The 19,706-nt window shown below is 50.0% G+C and carries 24 protein-coding genes; 4 read left to right on the top strand and 20 right to left on the bottom strand.

The annotated features are described in order from the left end of the window. The first annotated feature begins 643 nt into the window (after positions 1-643). Together ACGCCZ_RS13170 and trpS are read left to right on the top strand one after the other, a co-directional pair. A complete protein-coding gene (locus tag ACGCCZ_RS13170; protein WP_054323584.1) occupies positions 644-1,834 on the top strand; it encodes a PLP-dependent aminotransferase family protein in 1,191 nt (396 codons plus the stop codon). A 12-nt stretch (positions 1,835-1,846) separates the two neighbouring features. Continuing rightward, positions 1,847-2,854 (top strand): tryptophan--tRNA ligase, encoded by a 1,008-nt coding sequence (trpS, locus tag ACGCCZ_RS13165; protein ID WP_085531564.1) that lies wholly within the window; start codon positions 1,847-1,849, stop codon positions 2,852-2,854. Positions 2,855-3,593: 739 nt separating this feature from the next. Here trpS and ACGCCZ_RS13160 read toward each other — a convergent pair. The 4 genes from ACGCCZ_RS13160 to ACGCCZ_RS13145 all read right to left on the bottom strand — a co-directional run bounded on the left by ACGCCZ_RS13160 (position 3,594) and on the right by ACGCCZ_RS13145 (position 5,692). After that, the gene (locus ACGCCZ_RS13160; RefSeq protein ID WP_411656261.1) at positions 3,594-4,133 is read right to left on the bottom strand and encodes a tetratricopeptide repeat protein; all 540 of its coding nucleotides are present in this window, start codon (positions 4,131-4,133) and stop codon (positions 3,594-3,596) included. Then, positions 4,084-4,239: a hypothetical protein gene (locus tag ACGCCZ_RS13155; protein ID WP_411656259.1), complete on the bottom strand. Its 156-nt coding sequence runs from the start codon at positions 4,237-4,239 to the stop codon at positions 4,084-4,086. The genes ACGCCZ_RS13160 and ACGCCZ_RS13155 overlap by 50 nt, the downstream gene beginning before the upstream one ends. Positions 4,240-4,308: 69 nt before the next feature. Continuing rightward, complete coding sequence (locus ACGCCZ_RS13150) at positions 4,309-5,331, bottom strand: hypothetical protein (protein WP_054323492.1); 1,023 nt, start codon at positions 5,329-5,331, stop codon at positions 4,309-4,311. After that, a complete protein-coding gene (locus ACGCCZ_RS13145; RefSeq protein ID WP_054323491.1) occupies positions 5,324-5,692 on the bottom strand; it encodes a UvrB/UvrC motif-containing protein in 369 nt (122 codons plus the stop codon). Before ACGCCZ_RS13145 ends, ACGCCZ_RS13150 begins: the two co-directional genes overlap by 8 nt. 197 nt (positions 5,693-5,889) lie before the next feature. On the opposite strand from ACGCCZ_RS13145, the gene ACGCCZ_RS13140 reads away from it, so the two are divergent. After that, on the top strand, positions 5,890-6,045 hold the full coding sequence (locus ACGCCZ_RS13140) for a hypothetical protein (RefSeq protein ID WP_162838195.1): 156 nt from the start codon (positions 5,890-5,892) through the stop codon (positions 6,043-6,045). A gap of 64 nt (positions 6,046-6,109) precedes the next feature. Here ACGCCZ_RS13140 and ACGCCZ_RS13135 read toward each other — a convergent pair whose 3' ends face one another. The 10 genes from ACGCCZ_RS13135 to ACGCCZ_RS13090 all read right to left on the bottom strand — a co-directional run bounded on the left by ACGCCZ_RS13135 (position 6,110) and on the right by ACGCCZ_RS13090 (position 14,990). Continuing rightward, the gene (locus tag ACGCCZ_RS13135) at positions 6,110-6,367 is read right to left on the bottom strand and encodes a TIGR03905 family TSCPD domain-containing protein (protein ID WP_054323490.1); all 258 of its coding nucleotides are present in this window, start codon (positions 6,365-6,367) and stop codon (positions 6,110-6,112) included. Between the two features lie 27 nt (positions 6,368-6,394). Then, positions 6,395-7,225, bottom strand: coding sequence for a PHP domain-containing protein (locus ACGCCZ_RS13130; protein WP_054323489.1), 831 nt, complete (start codon positions 7,223-7,225; stop codon positions 6,395-6,397). Positions 7,226-7,335: 110 nt separating this feature from the next. Continuing rightward, on the bottom strand, positions 7,336-7,719 hold the full coding sequence (locus tag ACGCCZ_RS13125; RefSeq protein WP_411656257.1) for a hypothetical protein: 384 nt from the start codon (positions 7,717-7,719) through the stop codon (positions 7,336-7,338). 77 nt (positions 7,720-7,796) lie between these two features. Then, positions 7,797-8,078: a hypothetical protein gene (locus tag ACGCCZ_RS13120; protein WP_411656256.1), complete on the bottom strand. Its 282-nt coding sequence runs from the start codon at positions 8,076-8,078 to the stop codon at positions 7,797-7,799. A gap of 46 nt (positions 8,079-8,124) precedes the next feature. Beyond that, a complete protein-coding gene (locus tag ACGCCZ_RS13115) occupies positions 8,125-9,084 on the bottom strand; it encodes an ABC transporter ATP-binding protein (RefSeq protein WP_411656255.1) in 960 nt (319 codons plus the stop codon). 194 nt (positions 9,085-9,278) lie between these two features. Further along, positions 9,279-10,730, bottom strand: a complete 1,452-nt coding sequence (locus ACGCCZ_RS13110; RefSeq protein ID WP_411656254.1) for a 4Fe-4S dicluster domain-containing protein — start codon at positions 10,728-10,730, stop codon at positions 9,279-9,281. Between the two features lie 289 nt (positions 10,731-11,019). Next, positions 11,020-12,198 (bottom strand): SpoIIE family protein phosphatase, encoded by a 1,179-nt coding sequence (locus tag ACGCCZ_RS13105; protein ID WP_054323486.1) that lies wholly within the window; start codon positions 12,196-12,198, stop codon positions 11,020-11,022. Between the two features lie 41 nt (positions 12,199-12,239). Continuing rightward, positions 12,240-13,946, bottom strand: a complete 1,707-nt coding sequence (locus tag ACGCCZ_RS13100) for a [Fe-Fe] hydrogenase large subunit C-terminal domain-containing protein (RefSeq protein WP_054323485.1) — start codon at positions 13,944-13,946, stop codon at positions 12,240-12,242. Positions 13,947-14,004: 58 nt separating this feature from the next. Then, positions 14,005-14,253 (bottom strand): (2Fe-2S) ferredoxin domain-containing protein, encoded by a 249-nt coding sequence (locus ACGCCZ_RS13095; RefSeq protein WP_085531558.1) that lies wholly within the window; start codon positions 14,251-14,253, stop codon positions 14,005-14,007. Positions 14,254-14,528: 275 nt separating this feature from the next. Beyond that, positions 14,529-14,990: a hypothetical protein gene (locus ACGCCZ_RS13090; RefSeq protein ID WP_054323482.1), complete on the bottom strand. Its 462-nt coding sequence runs from the start codon at positions 14,988-14,990 to the stop codon at positions 14,529-14,531. A gap of 284 nt (positions 14,991-15,274) precedes the next feature. Here ACGCCZ_RS13090 and ACGCCZ_RS13085 point away from each other — a divergent pair, with 284 nt between their 5' ends. Then, the gene (locus tag ACGCCZ_RS13085; protein WP_411656285.1) at positions 15,275-15,427 is read left to right on the top strand and encodes a helix-turn-helix domain-containing protein; all 153 of its coding nucleotides are present in this window, start codon (positions 15,275-15,277) and stop codon (positions 15,425-15,427) included. A 436-nt stretch (positions 15,428-15,863) separates the two neighbouring features. Here the strand turns inward: ACGCCZ_RS13085 and ACGCCZ_RS13080 are convergent, their stop codons facing one another. Genes ACGCCZ_RS13080 through ACGCCZ_RS13055 form a run of 6 tightly spaced genes read right to left on the bottom strand, consistent with a single transcriptional unit; the run spans position 15,864 to position 19,662 of the window. Further along, positions 15,864-16,379 (bottom strand): hypothetical protein, encoded by a 516-nt coding sequence (locus ACGCCZ_RS13080; protein WP_411656252.1) that lies wholly within the window; start codon positions 16,377-16,379, stop codon positions 15,864-15,866. Between the two features lie 38 nt (positions 16,380-16,417). Next, on the bottom strand, positions 16,418-17,176 hold the full coding sequence (locus tag ACGCCZ_RS13075; RefSeq protein WP_411656250.1) for a CPBP family glutamic-type intramembrane protease: 759 nt from the start codon (positions 17,174-17,176) through the stop codon (positions 16,418-16,420). A 48-nt stretch (positions 17,177-17,224) separates the two neighbouring features. Further along, positions 17,225-18,034 carry a hypothetical protein gene (locus tag ACGCCZ_RS13070; protein ID WP_054323479.1) on the bottom strand — a complete coding sequence of 270 codons (810 nt, stop codon included), beginning with the start codon at positions 18,032-18,034 and terminating at the stop codon, positions 17,225-17,227. After that, a complete protein-coding gene (locus ACGCCZ_RS13065; protein ID WP_054323478.1) occupies positions 18,028-18,726 on the bottom strand; it encodes an ABC transporter ATP-binding protein in 699 nt (232 codons plus the stop codon). Before ACGCCZ_RS13065 ends, ACGCCZ_RS13070 begins: the two co-directional genes overlap by 7 nt. A 51-nt stretch (positions 18,727-18,777) precedes the next feature. Continuing rightward, entirely contained in the window at positions 18,778-19,257 is a 480-nt protein-coding gene (locus ACGCCZ_RS13060; RefSeq protein ID WP_054323477.1) for a hypothetical protein, read from the bottom strand. A gap of 27 nt (positions 19,258-19,284) precedes the next feature. After that, on the bottom strand, positions 19,285-19,662 hold the full coding sequence (locus ACGCCZ_RS13055; protein ID WP_085531544.1) for a GntR family transcriptional regulator: 378 nt from the start codon (positions 19,660-19,662) through the stop codon (positions 19,285-19,287). Positions 19,663-19,706 lie beyond the last annotated feature (44 nt).

Genomic DNA, 19,706 nt, shown 5'->3' with positions numbered 1-19,706 from the left:
TAATCCTCGATTCCAGAGTTTTGTCCCTAGCCTTTTGATGTAGGATCGCATTCATTTTCTACCCTATACAGAGTCGTGTGTAAACATACCTGCAAAAGACCTTATGAAAATTAGAGAAGCCCTTTCTCACCATGAGAATGCTTTTCGATTCAGAAATATATCGTGTGGGAATCATGTCTTGCTTCGCTTCCTTTCCTATTCTGCAAAACCATCCCCATCTTCCCCTATCCGTCAATTTTTCTACCATGTTCCGTTCTTCCCTTCCTGTTAGGCGGCTACCCTGTCGGTCACCTTTACGGAATCATGTGTAAACATCCCTGCAAAAGACTTTATGAAAATTAGAGAAGCCCTTTCTCACAGTGATAATGCTTTTCAATTCAGAAATATATCGTGTGGGAATCATGTCTTGCTTCGCTCCCTTCCGTATTCCGCAAAACCGCCTTCTCCCCATCCGTCAATTTTTCTGCCATGTTCCGTTCTTCCCTTCCCGTTAGGCAGATACCCTGTCGGTCACCTTCCGTCAAGCCGGCGGATACTTTCCCACATACTGGTCTTGGAGGAAAACGCCTTGGCTTGCGCTGGACATTATGCGTAAAATGTGGTAAACTGAACAGGAATTCATCAAATGAAAGGAACTTGCTTCATGGAATACAAAATTTCCGACCGCGTGCAGACTCTCAAGCCGTCTGCGATCCGCGAAATCTTCAAGTATGCGGCGGACCCGACTGTGGTTTCCCTCTCCGCTGGCAATCCTGCCCCCGAAGCCTTCCCGGCCAAGGAAATCGCCGAAATTTCTTCCCGCATGATGGCAGAACACCCTGTGGATGCCTTGCAGTACGGATTGACCGAAGGGTATCTACCGCTACGCCAACATCTGGCCGCTTATATGAAGGAGAAACATCAAGTCGGACGTGACTTTGACGATATTCTCATCACCTCCGGCGCGCAACAGGTGATGGACCTGACCACAAAATCTCTTTGCAACGAAGGCGATGTGGTGATCTGTGAGGCGCCGAGCTTTATCGGCTCCCTGAATACCTTCCGTTCCTATAACGCCCGGCTGCGCGGTATTCCCATGGAGTCCGACGGCATGGATATGAACGAGCTGGAACGCGCCCTCAAAGAAGAACCTCGTGCAAAATTTATCTATACGATTCCAAATTTCCAGAATCCCTCGGGAATCACCATGAGTTTTGAAAAACGCAAGCAGCTCTATGCCTTGGCGAAACAATACGGGGTGTTGATTTTGGAGGACAATCCCTATGGCGACATCCGCATCAAAGGAGAGTCCATTCCATGTATCAAATCTATGGATGAGGATGGAATCGTGATCTATGCGGGTACCTTCAGCAAGGTGATTTCTCCCGGTATGCGCGTTGGATATGCCATTGCGCCGAAGGCCCTTCTGCAAAAACTGGTGGTATGCAAGCAGGGTGCAGATGTTCATACCTCTATGTGGGGCCAAATCGTCTGCCACGAGTTCATGACCAAGTACGATTATGAGGCACATCTCGCCCGCCTGCGCGAGCTTTACGACGTGAAATCTGCATTAGCCCTGCGTAAGATGGACGAATGTCTGGTTCCGAATAAAATCACTTACAACCCGTTCGAAGGCGGCCTGTTCCTGTGGTGCACCCTGCCGGCCGGGGTTGATATGCCTGCGTTCTGTAAGGAAGCGGTGTTGCGCAAAGTCTGTGTGGTTCCAGGCAACGCTTTTCTGACCGATGAGAGCGAACCTTGTCAAAGCTTCCGCATTAATTATTCCACCCCGACCAACGAGCAGTTGGTCAAGGGGATTGAGATTCTTGGCCAGCTCGCCAAGGACATCCTGTAAGGAGGGATTCCCATGGATAATCAACCGATTGAGCGCAAAAAAGTCATATTCAGTGCCATTCAGCCCAGCGGCACCATCACATTGGGCAATTATCTGGGTGCATTGAAAAATTGGGTTGCCCTTCAGGATGAATTTGATTGTATCTTTGCCCTAGCCGACCTGCATACCATCACCGTACGGCAGGAGCCTGCAAAGTTTCGCCGCAACATTATGGAGGCCTATGCCCTACTGCTGGCCTGTGGAATTGATGTGGGCAAAAGTCTGTTCTTCATGCAGAGCCATGTCCACACCCACGCGGAGTTGGCATGGATTCTAAACTGCTATACACAGTTCGGCGAACTCTCGCGTATGACACAGTTCAAGGATAAATCCGCCAAGCATGCGGACAACATCAATGCGGGCTTGTTCACCTATCCCGCTCTGATGGCGGCAGACATTCTTCTTTATCAAGCCGACCTTGTCCCGGTTGGGGCCGATCAGAAACAGCATTTGGAGCTGACCCGCAACATTGCAGAACGCTTTAATGGTTTGTACAGCCCTACCTTTGTTGTTCCGGACCCATACATCCCCAAAAATGGTGCACGGGTCATGTCCTTACAGGACCCAACCAAGAAGATGAGTAAGTCTGACGAGAATGCCAATGGTTGTATTGCACTGTTGGATAAGCCGGAGGACATCATGCGCAAATTTAAACGTGCAGTTACAGACAGCGACGCCTGTGTGCGTTACGCAGAAGGTAAGGACGGCGTAAACAATCTGATGGGTATTTATTCTGCTGTGACTGGCCGGACCTTCGAAGAGATTGAGCATGAATTCGAGGGCAAGGGTTATGGCGATTTCAAGGCGGCTGTTGGAGAAGCCGTAGTAGAGCATTTGCGCCCCATCCAAGAACGGTATGCTGACTACAGCAAAAACAAGGATTATCTGGAGCAGTGTTACCGCGCGAGTGCAGAAAAGGCATTGGCCATTTCTCAGCGCACGTTGCGTAAGGTGATGAAAAAAATCGGTTACATTCTATGATCTCCAGGACGGATACGGCTTTTTAAGGCGGTTTTTGCCTATTCCTCCATTGGGGAGGGGGAATCCTCTCTGAAATGTCCGGGAGTTTTGGATTCCTAGGGGGCATTCCCGGCAAAGCCACGGATTTGATAAATTCTGATAAGAGATTCATACCGGCAAACCTTCTCAAGAGGTACGGTTTTCTTCGATTTACATTTGCTGTCTCACAGCCTATAAACGGGCGCCTTATGTGCCGATGGTGTTGTGGATAGGTTGCTGTTTATTTCCCGCTTTACTTATAAGCGAAAGCGATCCCACTTTACCCAATAGAGCTGCAAGTTTGCACTTTGCTCAGATGCACAATAGAAAACGAGGGTATCCAAAAGTCATTTCATGACTTTTGGATACCCTCGTTTTTTTAGAAACGCAGATATTTTTTCAAACAGAAAGAGGATACCCTTTCCTATGAATCGAAAGATCCGTAGTTTTGGGACACCCTCTTTGATTGGTTAGGGCCTCAGCAGAGGCGGTGGAGGCGCCCCGTAAAAGCTTTCGCTTCAAGCATCGAGCAAAGCAAGCTGCTAACAAAAATCTTTCGATGATAGAAAATTGCTGTTAGAACGGTGATTGCCCGTTTACGGGCTGTAGGCAAGTGACGTAAGCGGAATAAAGTTCCGTGCATTCCCTGGGACGCTTGCCGGTAATAGCCCCTTATAGAGTCTCCTTATGTCCCCTCCTTAGCCGGTGGGGTTGACTCTTTTCAGCTTTCGAACTTCAAAATCTGGGCGTTTAGCAGTTCCCGAAAGGTATCATTGTGACGCCACTGTCCCTGTGCATCGCGGTATTTAACAGGCGTATAATAGCGGTTTTCCTTTTGCTGCCGCAAAAAGGTGAGCGCCTCCTCCTTTCGCCCCATCTTTACCATCCCATCCGCCGCCTTGATGGCATACATCGCGCGGTATGGCTCCAGACGGTATGCCTCCAAATAATGCGAAATGGCTGCTTCCAACTTTCCCAAATGTTCTTCCGCCGCAGCCAAGTCGGACACAATACAAGCGCGGCCGGCAGCCGCCCCATTCACCGGAATTCCTTCTTCATAAACGGTTCGATGCGGCAGCTCTTGCCACCCCGCTGTAGCCAAGTACGCAGTAGCTGCTTTCTCCGTCTCCTTTGCATATCGATTTCCTAAGAAGCTATAGGCGCGGGTCACAAGAAAAAGCTGCTTGGGTGTGGTGGGCGTCCCACAGAGCTCAACAACCTTGTGTAGGATTCTTTGACCGGTCTCCCAACTGCTCGGCAAGTGTACGGGCTTCCGCTTCCCGCTCGTATGGATGAGGAACAGTTCCCCCAATCATATGGAACAGTGCAGCAGCCAATTCTGTTTGACGAATGGTTCCATTCGGCATGGCATTCCCTTCTTTCAAAAATCATACATCTCTTTCTTTTCACTCGGATCGCTGTCTTTTACAATCGGTTTAACCGAGAACTCGCTGAACCACTTCCGCACGCAAGCCATCGCGTTGAGACTGGCTCAACCGCCGGCCACAGGCCAAGGTCAAAGTCGCGGGTTGTAGTTCCATCAGAAGGGCGTCTACTTTCTCCACCCCAACACCGGAAATCAGGCCGGCGGAGATGCCAAAGCGCACCCGATAGAGCAGATCGGGTAACTCTGCTTCCCCCAACATTTTCGCGCTCTGGAGCACACCAAGCGCTCGGCTGACTGCATCCTGCATCTCCAATTTCTCTGCGAGAGACAGGCGTGCGGTGCGTTCCTGCACGAAGAGCTGTTGCGCAATGCTCTTGAGGTTTCGCAGGGCCTCCTCTTCACTCAATCCCAAGGTTAAACGGTTGGATAACAGATAGCGTGAGGTCTCTTCTTCCTCGCTAGAAGGGTCAAACGGCTCCTCCTCCAAAATCAGTCCCAGCTTCGCCAAGCCTGCTGCAATCCGCCCGATGGAACCACTCTCATGCAGTGCTGGGAGGTGCAGCAGAACGGAAGCCCGCATACCTGTTCCAAGGTTGGCTGGGTCCTGTGTCAGATACCCCAACTTCGGATCAAATGCAAAATGCAGCGCTTTATCCAGAATGGTATCCAACCGGTCTGCTTCTGCATAGGCCCCTTCGAGGTCCATCCCAGCCCGAAACACTTGAATCCGCAGATGATCCTCATCATTGATTAATAGTGAGAGACCCTCATCCTGTGTGACCAAGATTCCTCCGATGCGATCCGCGGGAAAATCCGGACGCACCAACCGCCGCTCTGCCAAAGAAAGGCTATCGGTCCGGCCGATTTCGTCCATGCGCAGATAAGAAAACGAGTGCCCCACTGCGGCATTTTCATTTGTCACCGCTTCATAGACCATCTGTTCCACTTGTTGCCGTCCCGCGGCATTCATTCGCTTGGGATACGGATACCCCGGCAAACTGCGTGCCAGACGGACCCGCGTGCTGATGACGACATCGTTCTGTTCACCAACCTCCTGATACCACTTATGCATGGCGGTCGCCTCCCTCTTCCAACGCCTTGATCTGATCGCGAAGGGCGGCGGCGTATTCAAAGTTTTGCGTGTCAATCGCTTCCCGCAGAGCGCGGCGTTTTACCACCAGCTGGCTGCTCTGCCTCGGTTGTGGCAGATTGGCGCCGGGCGCCTTTCCCCGATGAATGGCTTCTCCATGAATACGCTCAATCATTGGCTTCAAACGGTCGGAAAACGTGTGGTAGCATTCCGCACATCCCGCCCGGCCATTGCGCACAATGTCGTCAAATGAGGCCCCGCACACAGGACAATGGACGTCGACCACAACCCGCACATGTGTGGGTACTCTCTTCTTTTCTTCTTCCTGGCGATGTGGTGTCATAAGTATTCCTCCAATCAACAGGATTTGCATCCTTTTCACGCTAGCCGCGTTTACTTGGCTTTTGTGCCTGTTCTTCATCTATATACGTTTGTGTAAAGGATTATTTATCAAAGAGCGTTTCCTCCCTCAATTTGGTTGTAACACCTTTTGCCCCCGCGCAATATACTATACTGTAATTCGAAAGGAGGCAAACAATTATGTGTAACAACAACTTCTTAGGCGGCTGCGGGTGCTCTTGGATCATCATCCTCATCATCATTCTCCTGTGCTGCTGCGGTGGCAGCGGCTACGGCTATGGCAACAACAGTGGTTGCGGCTGTGGCTGCGACAACAACTGCGGCTGCGGCTGCTAATTCCCGCGCGAAAGGGGCTGCCTTTCGCAGCCCCTTTTCCTCTTGCCCACTTAGGACAAGCCTTTCATTTGTTTTGCTGCTCTTTCGCCTGCATCAGGGCGTTCGCCAATTGATCGGGACAGGACGTCGGCTTAAACCCACAACGAATTCCTTTACACCGTGCAATAACGTCGTCCACCTTCATCCCCGCAATCAAAGCGCCGATTCCTTTGAGGTTCCCGTTGCATCCGCCGACAAATTTTGCCGACTTTACAACGTCCCCGTCAAGCTCGAGCAAAATCTCCGATGAACATACACCGCGCGTTTTATAGCGATACTCCATTCTATAAAGCCTCCTCATATATCGAACCTATTCCGTCCGCCATCTTTTCAATAAGGCGAGTTGATCGTCCGGTGTCGTACAAGACCCCAAGGGATGCATCACTTTGCTGTACATCCCATGAAAATCCGTACCACCTGTCATAAGTAAGTGATAGTGCGCAGCAATCTGTTGGAAACGCTGTTCCTCTCCCTCTCGATTGCGCGTATGCCAGACCTCTACTCCTTCAATTTCGTGGTCATGTGCCAATTGCTCTAAAAGATCATAGCTATCATACACGCCCGGATGGGCCAGGACGGCAATCCCCCCTGCATCGTGAATCTGGGCAATTACATCATGTACATCTGGATACTCCGTCTTACAGTAGGCAAAGCCAGTCCGCGGCCGAAATAGTTTCTGATAGACCGCACCATAAAAGGAATCCGCATAACCTGCATCGATCAACGCATGCATGATGTGTTGTTTAAAAATATTGCTACTGCCATGGGCCCGCTGCACCACCATCTCCATGGTAATTGGGTATAAGCGCATCACCTTTTGCAGAGAAACACTGACTGACTTTCGCCGGCTTTCCCCGATCTTTTTGCACAATCCCTCCAAGCGATGCACTCGGACATTTCCATAGCACAAAATGTGCGCTTTACGGCCCGTAGCTGGGTCCATACAGGAAAACTCTGCTCCGGGCAACACGTCCATTCCAATGCGATCCCCATAACTTTTTGCACGCAAGGCGCCGGAAAATGTGTCATGATCCGTCACGGCAATGGCAGAAAGGCCGGAACGTTTAGCCAGCTGAACCAGCTCGTCTATCCCTACAGAACCGTCGGACATCTTTGTATGACAATGCAAATCTGCTGGCACACGATCACCCCATCCATTTAGCCAGCGGTTTGATTCTATGAACTTCTTTTGAGAATATTTCCATCCTTATTATAAGCGATTCATCCTCATAAAACAAGCGGCACAATGGCTCAATCTTCCAAAGACTGTTCGAGAAATTTTTCCGGCAGAAAGGTTCGGATGTCTATGATCCATAGGAACAAGTCACAAAGCCAGACAATCGCCGAAACCACCAGCAAAACGGAAGCGTTCACCCGGAACAAGCCGGTAAATGGAGCAATATACAACAACAAAAATGGCAATGCCACATAGGCGATGGTTTGGAAGGACTCCAACCGGCTGTTAATACGGTTGAATTCAAACACCATGAATACAGCGCCAAACACCATCAGCCCCGGCGCAAGAAACAAGATGATCACCAGCCACGACCAATTCAAAAAGAATGGAATCCCCAGCATAATGTCTCCCACGGAAACCACAATTGTAAAGGCACCAAACGCGATTGCCGTGGTCACAAACGACAGGAATAAGCAGCACGCCAGTTTTGCCCGGAAGATTTGCCGGACTTTCAACGGCGTAAGCAAAAGGGTTTCTATGGTACTGCGTTCTTTTTCCCCACAAAAATGCAAGAGGCGGATACAGCAGAGGCCATTAAGGGAATCATCAAAAAGAAGAGTGAAAACAATGTATTGGTCAAGAGATCGAAAAGCCCCTGCTGTGCAGTATATCCCTCTAGCTTTGGCGGTAGAATGGAGAGCATTTCCTGTATTCCGGGCGCTTGTTCCAGCGGCACCAGACAAACGGCTCCAAGGAAAAGCGCTGGTACTACGATTACCAGGCCGATCGGTACTGCAATCAAAGTAGCTCGTGCCATTTTGGAGCTCCATATCTCCAAAAAATCTTTTTTAATCAATGCGTGTTCAGCCGGTGTAAACATTCTGTTCCCCTGCCTTTCTCGGATGCTGCTCTAAGATCCTTTTATAGACGTCTTCTATGGTCGGCTGAACCAACCGGGCCTCCAAAATGTCGCAGCCATTCTCCACAATCCGCCGCAGTAGTCCAGGCATTTCCTCTTCGTCGCGCAACTCTGCACGCCACCAGCCGTTGTGCTCCACCAAGCCAGAGACCGAAGTCCCATCCAGCTGAAAACCCTCTAAATCTTGTCCCCCACACAGACGGAACTCTGCGTGTGCCCGGCATCCAGACATTTCCCGAAGCGTCTGAAAATCGCCGGAAGCAAGCCATTCTCCGTGGTCCAATATACCAAATTCTGTACAGATACTCTGTGCATAGTGCATCTTTGATGTGCATAACACCACCGTGGTATCCTCACGCGCAGCAAATTTGCTCACCAGCGTATTCAACGCATGTGCAGCTTCATAATCCAAGCCATTTGTGGGTTCATCCAGTAAAAGGACACTGGGATAATTGATTAAGGCACGCGCCAGAGAGAGCTTTTGTAACATTCCAGTGGAATAGTTGGAAGCAGGCAGTTCCCGTACCTCCCACAGCTCTAAATCTTTCATCAATTCTGAGACACGGCGCGCCGCAGCCTTTTCTCCCATGCCGGCCGCTTGTGCAAAAAACAGTAGATTTTGCTTACCCGACAAATGGGCATACAGCTTGGCATTTCCTAACATTACACCGCAAATCGCATGAACACCCGCTGGGTCCTCCGCCGGAGAGCGCCCCAGCACCCTACATTCTCCGCTGGTCGGCTTTGTTAAACCGCAGAGCATCCGGATAACTGTTGTTTTTCCCGCTCCCTTTGCCCCCAATAGGCCAAACACTCCCCCTTGTGGAACACAGAGGTTCAAATGATCCACAGCTTGAATCTTCCCATATGTCTTTGTAAGCTGTACCGCTGTGACTGCGTCCAAAGCACAGCCTCCTTTCCCCAACCGCACACCCCAAACAGGCATACGTCTATAAAAGATCAGGGGCGTGATCCACGCCCCTGATCCATGGGCGCAAGCGCCCCTATCCTCAATTTACCCCAAGGGATGCCCGATCATACAGGCATCCTTCTATTCAACCGCAATCTTTCTAACCTAAGAATCCTGCTGGTACAAACTCAAACATTGTGCGGGACAACCATATTGATCTTAGAGAAGTCGTGAATTTCTTCAATATTCTCTTTAATCCCGCGCTTATCCGCTGTCGCCAACAACTTCGTACGATTCTTTAGGAGCTTCTGCATCGTCTCTACGCCGCCAGGGCCCGCAATACAGCCGCCCTCGCATGCCATACCTTCCACGATGTCCTCCTGGAGGCGGTTGGCGTTCAAAATCATCAAGGTCTTCTTGCACTCCTTCGCGCCATTGCACTTGACGCAGGAGAACGGCAGCTCAAAGTTTTCATCATCCAGAACCGCGGCTACAGAGGCAGAAACACCACCGCTCTGCGCAAAGCCCTTGCCCAAGCGGCTGCCGTCCTGCTCATTTTCAGCAGCGTCATGAACATTGATGGCCTTTGCTTCAAAGAGCGCCGCAAGCTCCTCAAAGGTAATCACATAGTCTGCCGTATCCTCGACCTTTTTGGCCTCGAGCTTCTTTGCAATACATGGTCCAATAAAGACCACCTTTGCATTCGGGTTGTTCGCTTTAATGTAACGGGAAACCAATGTCATCGGCGAACCCGTCGTCGAAATATTGGGAATTAACTTCGGGAAATGCTTCTCAATCATTTCCACAAAGGCCGGGCAGCAGGAAGTGGTCATCTTTCTGTGGGACTCGACCGCCTCCTTGAGTTCCTGGGCCTCATGCCATGCGGTTGCGTCCGCGCCCAAGGAAACTTCGACAACATCCGTAAAGCCCAATTTACGAATTGCCGCCTTGAGCTGGCCGACATTCGCATCTCCAAAATGGCCTTCAATAGCCGGAGCAAATGTCGCAATGACCGGGTCGCCGCTCTTGATCGCTTCGATTACCGCAACGATGTTTGAACGGTCTGTGATCGCACCAAACGGGCATCCAACCACACAGGCGCCGCAGCTGATGCAACGGCTGTAATCGATGGAAGCACGATTGTAGTCGTCCTTGCTGATCGCATTGACCGGGCAAGCGCGGATGCAGGGACGCATGGTGTCTGAAATGGCATTGTACGGACAGGCCGCTGCGCAGCGGCCGCATTCTTTACATTTGGCCGGGTCGATATATGCGCCTTTACCTGTGATGGAAATCGCGCCAAACGGGCAGGCCGCCTGGCACTTTTTCGCCAAACATTTCTGACAGTTGTCTGTCACGGTAAAACGGCTGATCGGGCAGCCTTCGCAAGCTGCCGGCAACACGCCGACAATCCCTCGATCGTCCTGCCCCGGAAGGCTCACTCCCTGTGCAGAGGTGATGCGTTCGCGAATGATCTCACGTTCGCGGTAAATACAGCACCGGAAGGTTGGCACTGGGCCGGGGATAATGTCATACGGAATCTCCTGGATATGCTTATCCAATGTTCCATCAAAGGTATATTTTGCTACCTTTGTGAGCACTTGATATTTCAGTTGTTTCGCGTCATTATCGTATTGCATGATTCTATCCTCGCTTTTCGAAATTGCACCTGCTCCCTCATTTTGCATTGATAAACAATACAAAGTAGACATAGGGGGACAAGCTGACGGCATTCATCCTACGTCCTGGTCCCTCCGCAGGTCAAGAGGCATCCATTCTTCCTTCGTCTAAAAAAGATTGTAAAAATAAGGCTCCACAGAGGGACGCCGAATCCATACCTTTCGACACTTTGCCTTTTTTTTAACAATCCTTTTTTATCATCTTAAATCATTTCTCCTGTCCTGACAAGGGGTAACCTTAATTTCGTGATTAATAATAAACTTTTTCGACGTTCTTCCCCAGTTTCTTGACGAGATCACACAGTTCATCGATCAGTTTCATTTTAATACTGAGGTCTGACGGAAGCCCTGGATTCTGATGCGCCGGATTGATCGCTTTTCCGATGAAAACGCGCAGGTCCGTGCACTCTTCCAGAAGCATCTTTGCAATCATAGAAGCGCCGTTCTCTTCGTCCAACCGATGGAAATAGAACGAGTCGGCCTCCTTATTCAGATAGTCACGCAAAATATCGACCGTGCGGCTCAGTGTGAGCACGCCTTCGGTCACAAGGTCCACTCCTTCGATCTTGCCCGTAGGCGGAATCGTCGGGTCAACATAATTGATGGAAGTTTCGATTTTGCGATTGAGGACACGCGCCACAATATTGGCACTGGTGCCGCCGCAAACCACCTTTTTCCCATAGGAGGTGATAAAATCGTGCACCATACGGTTGTCATCCTCTTTGTTGACTGGCGGACCAGAAAGCATATTCACTACACTCTTGGGCGAAATACGAATAATCAGATCCGTCGAATCATCGCCCGGCTTGTCGAGATACAGTTCGCGCACGGCCTCCGAAAGGGAAACCGCCAAACGGGGCGCAGAATTTTCCTTCAAAGTCGTCTTGGCCAACCAGGACGATACATTGTCCCAGTTCCAACCAAAATTCAAAGCCTGGCCCACGCCGGCATAAATCACGCCGTCGCTGACCAACGCAAGGACGTCGCCCGGCCGCACAGAAAAGGTACACTCTGAAATTTGCTTGCCGCCGTACTCCTTCAACTCGCTGCGCGATTCCAAGTCCATCACTTTGCCATTGCGCACAAAGATACACGGCGGGTTGTCAAATTCCACCAAGTGTGCGGTTCCGTCGTCAAAAATCTGCAAAACGCTGAAAGTTGAGTACGCCAACTTTCGCACACTGCACACCGGCAGTGTCTTTGCGATGGTTTCCACTACCTCAGCGATGGTGGAACCCTCGTGCAGCATGGTTGACACAATGGTGCTGGAGAGCGTCGAAAGAATATTGGCCTTGACACCGCTGCCCAGGCCGTCCGCCAGCACCGCAATGGTGGAATCAGGCGCTCGTATGATCTTAACCTTATCGCCGCAAAGCTCTTCCCCATATTTGTTGAGGCTCCGATATGCGGCATCCACATGCATTTTCATCGAATCATTCCTTTACAGCATAAATTCCGCATCGGAGGCACTCAGTCCTCGTCGAACACGATCATATTTTTCAGCTTGGTCAGCGTTGCCTTCGTCTCCGCTGTGGTTTCACCCAACAGACTTGCAATCTGCTGTGCCGCAACCATTTGCTTATCAATGACCTTCTGGGCCATCTCCATCGTCTCCGCACGCAGTTTATACTGATTCTCAATGCTGGCTTCTTCCTTGGTAATATCCTTAAAGATGCCCATTGCGATATTTTCCTTCGCAATATACACGATGGTCTGTTCCATCGTGATGCCATATTCTTTGTAGTGCACCTTCTTATCCGTGATGGACTGCTTACTATCAAAGACAAACTGGAAGTCCGAGCTGTCAATCAACTCATAGATGCACTTCTGCAATGCCTCGTGGCGGGTAATATGGAAGGCGCGCTCCGCCGCAGCATTAAATTCAATAATATTCAAATCGCTGTCCACAATGATGGTGATATTCGGGGTTTCCGTCAGGACGCAGTTGCTCAAGGACTCTGCGCGCTCCTTCATATAAGGGATGCACATATGTAGTTCCGCCTTGCCTTGGTAGACAGCAATCGCCTTGGCACGGCAGGTGGGGTAACCACAGGAACCACAGTTGAGTTCGTCCTCGGGGCCATTCTTGCCGATCTTTGCCAGAATCGCGCGAATCGTCTCCTCGTCCGGAATATCCTCCTTGTTGGAACGATCGACAAACTGCATTGCCATTGGGATTTTCTCCGGCAGGTTCGGATAGGAATCTGCATCCTCATAGGCATAGTCCCGAATCCTCACGCGGGAAGCAAAGCGGGAGACGGTATCCGTTCCAGAACCAGGGCCATTGACACAGCCGTCGCGGCACATATTGATCTCAATAAAGCAATGGTCGAGCTCCCCGCGCTCCATCGCCCGGCAAAGGTCGATACAGGCGCCGGAACCGGAAACCGACAAGAGCTTCCAATCGCCGATGTCGCCCCTGGACCGCAAGGAAGCGAGAATTCCCTCTTCGATCGGGTACATACGCAGGATCTTCGAACTCGGATTGAGGAATGTCGCCGGTTCCGCCTTTGCAAAGGAGATGTGCTCTTCCTTTAGCCAAGCATTGAGCTCTTCAAACGTCAACACCGCATCAATTTCATTGTTGTGGCGGATGTCTGCTGCTTCGTCTTTCTTCGCAATACAGGGACCTGCAAAGACCACACGCGTCCCAGGACCATAGCTCTGCTTGAGCAGACGCCCATGCGCGATCATAGGGGAGACGACCGGAGCCATCTGATCCACCAACGACGGGTAGTACAGTTCGATCAGACGGTTTACCGAGGGACAGCAGGTGGAGATGATGTTCTTCATGCTGTTTTCCTGCATAATCCGATGGTATTCCGCTGTCACATAAGCTGCGCCCTCCGCTGTTTCTGAAACGCCATAGAAGCCGAGCTCCTTGAGGGCGCCTGCAAATTGATGCACATCGTCAAAATCAAAGCATCCATAATACGAGGGAGCAATCGAAAGGATGACCCTCTCCCCGCTCTTGAGCATTTCTTTGACCAACGCCACATCGCTTACCACCGTTTTTGCATTCTGCGGACACTGCTCCAAACAGGTTCCACAAAGGATGCAGTCGCGGTCGATGATTTTGGCTTGTTCGTTTTCCACTTTGATCGATTTCACAGGGCAAACCTTGACACATTTATAGCAGTTCTTGCAGTTCGCTTTCTTTAAGCCAATAATACTCATTTGTCATCACCTATCCTAATACTTAGGGGGATTCCCCATTGATACTCTCTGGAGCGCGTTACTTCTCCAAGCGTTTCATAACCTCTCGGTTAAAAAAGGCCTCCGTTTCAAGCGGGGTGACCTTAAAGCGTTCCCCGTCCAAACAGACGCAGACGCCGTTGTTGGTGCACTCTCCCATACAGAAGGAACCCTTTAAGTCAATCTTATCTTCCAGATGATTCATCGAAACCAGACGCTGAAAGATACTGATAACGTCGCGGGAACCTTTCAGGTGGCAGGAACTGCCGATACACACTGTTATTTCCATACTCTCATTTCCTCCTGGGGTGCTCCCCTGCTGCTTGTTTCACACGGCAATGATGCAAAGGACAAAAAAATATAGACCGTGCAATTTTGGTTATATTATAACATTCCAACGTTTTTCTGACAAGAGAATTTATGCGAGATTTCATCATTTCCCCCATCCTCCCCAAAGGAAATGCCTGGAAAGATACATCCATTAAAGACGCCGGTTTTATAACAGAATAGAGATGGAAAAGGAGGCCGCCGCAGATTTTGAAATCTGCGGCGGCCTCCTTTTGATTACGATTGCCCAGGTACTTCAATGGCTGCTCCATTGTTCAGAATCGTGGGTTTTGTAGCGTCTTGATCGCCCCATACGGTTCCATCAGCAAAGTAAACGCTATAAACATACAATTTTAAGGTTTTCACGTTATCTTTCATAAATTGGTAACGGATTGAATCCGATTTGCCTGCCCCGATCGCCGTATCTGTATACAGTTTATTTTGGCTTGTCCATCCTGCAATTTCATCCCCATATACACCGCAGGGAACGGCATAGAACAGAACTGCCGATATTTCCTGTTCCGTTGTGTTCGTTATGGAAATCGTCCATTCTGGATACCCGATTGACGATGGACCCATTTCAGCGGAGGCAACCATCCCGCAATCGCCATCAAACACCGAACTCTTCGTTGACACGACCTTTTCGGTTGAAGATACGGTTTCATCTGAAAGATTGGCGCTATTTGTGTCCCCTCCCATTCCTACAATCCCGCCAACCACTGGAATGACAACAAGCGCAACGAAAAGCCAAAACCATATTCTTTTGTAAACAGGCGGCTTATTCTTGGCTCCACAAGATAGGCAACTCTTTGCACTTGCAGCAATTTCTACCCCACAGGTTTTACAAATTCACATTTTATCCATCGCGTCGTCCTCTTTCCGTTTTTCCACCCGCATTATATTAACTGTATAAGATAAGCATAGAATAGCCTTTACAGTTTATTTCTCTATATATCATATCTGCCTATACAATTTGAGTATAAATAAACTCATTCGGTGGTTTTTATGGATGTTATCAGATTGGGCAACGGATTCGAAAATATAGGAAGGCGCAGGGGCTATCACAAGAGCAATTGGCGGAACAAATCGGGATTTCTGTTACGCATATGGGCTATATTGAGACCGGAAATACGTAGCTAAGTTTACCTATCTTTGCCAAACTTGTAAAAATCCTTGAGACCCCAACAGACGACCTGTTATTTAATAGCCCTTCGTCGCGTAAAGCATCCTTAAACGAATGGGGGCAAGCATTGGAAAGCTGTTCGACCACACAACTCCGGGTCATAACCAATATAGCCAAAGCCACAAAAATAGCTTTAGAAAAATATCAAGAGAATCATGACGGGCGGTTATAACAGAGGGCATTTCTAACGAAGGCAGGTCATATAGCAGGTTATGCATCGTAGGCTAGGAGGGGAGAACCCCTGTGCCTTCCCAAAAGCGCAAAAAACGGGCAAGAAGCCACAGCTTCTTGCCCGTCCTTGTCGCAATCGGTTTCTTAGGCCACAAGTCCGTTTATTCGGTTCATCCTTGGCCAACGTTCATCAAAAGCGACCGCTCTTTTTCCACGGTTTATGCTTCCGCTTCGTACTCGCTTTCATCGTCTTCGTCCTCGTCGGTCTCCCAAGCGAGCGCCTCCAGCAAGCGAAGCGCCTGGCGATGGGTTTCTTCGCGGGATTGAACAATCCGTTCTACCGCTTCGGCCTTCAACCGGGCGGCCTCTGTATCGTCGCCCCCCTGCGGAATCTTTTCAATTGTGGTAAAAGCGTCCTTTAAATAAGCGGTATCGCTTAGTATACGGTCGATGCGTTCCAAAATTTCCTTTGCAGAAATCTGCTGATCGCTCATAGCTATATCCTCCAACTGTTTTACTGGCGGACACGCAAGGCGGATCCGGTCCGGGCCGACAAAGCATGCCCTGCCCTTTTTTACCAATTGTTTCGCCCGGCGCGGATAGGTGGATTCACAGCGATTCCCCCATCCGTCCTCCACGACAATGGTCCGTTCGATGGGTATCGTCCCCTCTCCGTTTGGGAAATGTACATGCCCTGTTTTTTGTGATGGGTGCCGTCCCCCATGTACCAACATCAGTATATTCCATATATAGCAAAAACGCAAGGATAAGATCACGCCCTCTGAACATGCCGTTTATCCCGGTGAAACAACAGGCGGAACAGCGGAAAGAACAGCAGGAGAAGAAAAGGAAATAGGGGCATGGCGATTTTCCCAGTGCCCTGATCCAAAAAGCAGGATACGGTCAAAAAATTCCACATTCCATGCAATCCGACTCCCATCCAAATACTCCCGGTGCAATGGACGAGGTAATTCGCTAAAAGGCCGAACAGAAAAGCAAAGAGTAGCAGAGCATTTTTTTCATAGGCGCCCAAGCTGTGGAACACCAACACAATCGCCGCGGAGAGCAGGCTCCTCCTCCAAAAGGGCCACTCGCAGAACAGGTTCTGAAACAGGTATCCGCGGAAAAACAACTCTTCACAGAAGCCCAATAGCAGATAATGGACAAGCCGGGAACCGTTCGCACTCTGGCGTAGGGCGACAAAAAAATCATTCCGGCCTGTCGAAAGGCCGACCAACCAAAGGACAACCACCATCCAAGCGGCTGCCCAAAGCATCCCAAAGAAAAAGTAACCGATGTCTATCCGCCGTGCCGTCAGCCCCACCGCCTGTAGGGGCTTTTTCTCAAACCCCCATACACAGATCAAAACAGGCGATAAGGCCGCTATTACAAACAGGAACTTGCCGAGTAACCCAGGAAGGCGGCCAGCCAGAAGAATTACCGCGGCCCCAAATAATCCGATTGTCAAACCAGTCGTAATAATCAACCGCGCAAAATTCAACAGGTATTGTCTGGCATATGGGGGGCCCATGGTCATCCTCCTTTGCTGGCCGTATTGATAACGCTGAAAAATTTCTGCTTATTCCAGGTTGAGTTTCTTTTTGAGCATCAGGCGGGTAATCACATAAAATACTGCGCCAAACACCAACGAAAACCCTATCCCATAAAGCATTGTCCCCTGGAAGAAATCCGCAACCTGTACCGGAGTGGGAGACCCACCCTGCTCCGTGATCGCGGTAAACCAGTTTGTGACGAAGGGCAACATCACAAGGGAAGCCGTCTGCATCACAACGTTGAACCCCAAGTACACGCCGAGTCCGAGGATCAGCTTATGACGGGAACTCATACAGCCAATCACTATCGAGGCATAAATCTGTAGAATCCCCGCTACCAGACTGGTCAACATCGCCAGCAGAATCACCGCACAGATCGAAAACAGGTTGATCCCATTCGCTGCCGCCAGGGACGGAAGTCGCCACAGCACTTCGATCATGGCGCTCCAAATGTCCCCGTCAATCAACAGGAAAAAGAGGGAAACCATTGCGATAAGGACGCTAAAAATGTTCCAGATCGTTGCAACGATCAGTTTGCTGAGGATCAATCCGTCCTGCGAGACCGGCAGGGTAAACATCAAATAGCCCTCGTCCGTCATAAAATTCTTATAAAAACGCTGAATCGTCGCCACCATGGCAATCACAAAGACTGCAACGACCGCAACAATGTAGAGCATCATCGAGATGACCGCTGGAATCTCCAGAAACTCAGAATTGCCAAGGCCAAACTGCAAGGAGAGGCGGTTTACTACTGTCAAAAGAACCAGGAGGGCAAAGAACGGCAAATACAGGCGGGCCGTCCCTTTGAACTCATATTTAATCAGTTTTCCTAACATCTGAACACCTCCCGGAACAGCGCGTCTACGCTCTTATCCTGTTTTTCACGGATGTCGTCCACCGAAGAAGTTAAAACGACGCTTCCCTGATTGATAAAAATGACGTCATCCAGGATCTGCTCCACATCTGAAATCAAGTGAGTGGAGATCAGAACCGTGGCGTTTTCATTGTAATTTCCGATAATCGTATTCAGGATATAATCGCGTGCTGCGGGGTCAACTCCGCCGATCGGCTCGTCAAGCAAATACAGCTGCGCTTCCCGGCTCATCACCAAGATCAGCTGCACCTTTTCCTTGGTCCCTTTGCTCATGGTCTTGATTCTGGACTTGGTCTGGATATTTAACCGCGCCAACATATCGCGCGCTTTTTCCATATTAAAATCGGCATAAAAGTCGTTGAACAAATCCAACATGTCCTGTACCGTCATCCACTCAGTCAGGTAGGTACGTTCCGGCAAATAAGAGACGATCTTTTTGGTCTCAATGCCCGGCGCTTTTCCATCCACCAAGATGGTGCCCTGCGTAGGGGTCAGCAAGCCGTTTGCCAGCTTAATCAGGGTGCTTTTTCCGCTGCCGTTTGGACCCAACAGGCCGACAATCCGTCCCTTTGGTACGGTCAGGTCGACGTTATTGAGCGCCAAGCAGTTCGGAAAGAACTTGATTAGTCCGCGGCACTCTAAAATGTTTTCCATCAATCATTCCTCCTTGCCTCCGGCAAAACTCCGGGGCGGTTCTTTGTATCTTTACACGCCGGAGCCGATCGATTCGATCTCTTCCGGATGATTTAAATAGTTGGCTGCATCTTCAGGAATCTGAAAATGCAGGGACTGTCCAAGAACTTCCAACGAAAGGTATGGAGCGTCCACATAGACGGTAAATTTCAAAAGTTCATCCATACTGCCGTCCGTGCTCGATTCACCAAATAGAACGGTCTTCTCCTGCTGAAAGGAATAGACCACACTTGCTTCGGCGTCCTCCGGGAGAGTCCCGATCTTCCACTCATCGATTTGCAACTGTTCTACGAAGGTTTCAATGTGTCCCTTCTCTGTTGCGGTATAGACGGGGACGTCCTCCCCAACCCGAACTGCGGTAATCTCCTGTGCCTTCGCAAAATCGCTGTTCTGTACCGCTCCATCCATCTGTGCAGTATCTCCCAAGGCACATCCATTCAACAGACAGCCAACAGCCAAAAATGACAAGGCGACTGTTCCGATCCTTTTCATACCGATTTCCCTCTTTCTATACCAAAGTCAGGCGCTGTCGCGCTTTGAATCCCCCAGTGATTGCAATAGCTCGATGGTTTGCTGCCGGTCAAAGCCGAGGTGTCCCATACTTTCCAAAAATTCTTTTACCAACCCCGTGGCAAGGCTTCGTTTTGTCTGCATAATTCTTTCCACATCCTCCGTCACATATCGTCCACTGGTCCGCTGTGTGTACAAAAGCCCATCCGCTTCCAGTTGTGAAAGCGCACGCTGCATGGTATTTGGGTTCACCGCTGCATCTGCGGCCAGATCTCGCACAGAGGGCAGCTTTGCGCCCGGCGGATACAATCCGGATACAATCATCAACTCAATCTGTTCGATCAGCTGTGCATAGATCGGCCGGTCTGATTTTAAGTTCCATCCCATTTCTTCACCTCCATTGTACTATTGTACTAACGACCTAATACAAT

This window comes from Anaeromassilibacillus sp. SJQ-1, assembly GCF_046693725.1.
Taxonomy (GTDB): Bacteria; Bacillota; Clostridia; order Oscillospirales; family Acutalibacteraceae; genus Anaeromassilibacillus.
This window is presented reverse-complemented; position numbering and strand designations above follow the sequence as displayed.